Source organism: Dellaglioa sp. CoH-56-MRSF-13 (genome assembly GCF_056782095.1).
In genome coordinates, this window is the sequence record NZ_JBXAYC010000189.1 from 1 (window position 1) to 257 (window position 257).

Here is a 257-nt window from a genome sequence, read left to right on the forward strand (position 1 = left end):
AAGCGCAGCGCCGTCAGCGCGCTATGACTCACCTGATGGCAGGTGACGACAAGTGGACGCCAACCGGCGAAGAGCTGAACGCTCTGGTCCGTACGTTCCAGCAGGCTGAGTACGATCCGCTTGGTGGATGGGTATCGACGCGTAATGCGGTACAGGCGATCGATATCCGTCCGGGTGGTGATTTTTGGCGATGGTATGACACTGCCGATGTACTGGTGCCTTACAAGCTGCGAGCTATGGGCATCAGTGAAGCATTC

The 257-nt window shown here is 57.6% G+C and carries 1 protein-coding gene; it reads left to right on the forward strand.

The genetic code is table 11. From position 1 onward, the window contains the following. Positions 1-257: hypothetical protein (locus AC1RP1_RS08395; protein WP_481762789.1), on the forward strand; the 257-nt coding region annotated here is incomplete at both ends.